Here is a 704-nt window from a genome sequence, read left to right as displayed (position 1 = left end):
CTGAATGTTGAAGAGAACATCGGTATGTCACTAACAACGAGCTATGCAATGTATCCGGGGGCATCAGTGTCCGGTTGGTATTTCTCACATCCAGACTCTCGCTATTTTGCGATCGCTCAGATCCAAGATGATCAGCTAGAGAGTTATGCTGATCGTAAAGGTTGGGATAGGATCGAAGCTGAAAAATGGTTGGGGCCAAACATTAACGGCTAAATCAAGTGAACAAGCAATAAAAAGGGCTGCCAATGTGCAGCCCTTTAATTTGTCGTTGTTCCCTCAAAAACCACGTTATGCTTTTTGAACCACGGTAGTGGGCACTTGAGGAACAAACCAATATTATTGTTCGAAGAGCTCTGTATGCAGCTTCTGAATGGCTTGCTTCGCCACCGACTCATTCACAAGGAAGCACAGGTTATGAGGGCTTGCTCCATAACAGATCATGCGTAAGTTCAAATCTTCTAGCGTACCAAACACTTGCTTCGCATAGCCTTTACGTTCACTCATCTTGTTACCAATCAAGGCTACCAAACAAAGGTCATGTTCTACTTCGACCTTACACAACTCTTCCAACTCTTCACGTGCTGCTTGAGGAAGTTGTGGTGCGCCGCCTGAGGTATCAGTTTGATCTAGCGTGAGTGACACACTGATTTCTGATGTGGTGATAAGGTCTACCGAAATTTTGTGCTTGGCTAAAATCTCAAATA

2 protein-coding genes are annotated in these 704 nt (G+C 44.5%); one reads left to right on the top strand and one right to left on the bottom strand.

Features of this window, described 5'->3' with window-relative positions:
• Positions 1–213, top strand: a 213-nt coding sequence (locus R7Q09_RS25700; protein WP_318143885.1) for a vitamin B12 dependent-methionine synthase activation domain-containing protein, incomplete at its 5' end; no start/stop codon positions are given.
• A gap of 123 nt (positions 214–336) precedes the next feature.
• Here R7Q09_RS25700 and R7Q09_RS25695 read toward each other — a convergent pair.
• A partial coding sequence (locus tag R7Q09_RS25695; protein ID WP_411913123.1) for an ACT domain-containing protein occupies positions 337–704 on the bottom strand: 368 nt, incomplete at its 5' end.

It is taken from the genome of Vibrio sp. 2130-1 (assembly GCF_033339515.1).
The sequence above is the reverse complement of the archived record's forward strand: the minus strand, read 5'-3'. Positions and strand labels throughout refer to the sequence as shown.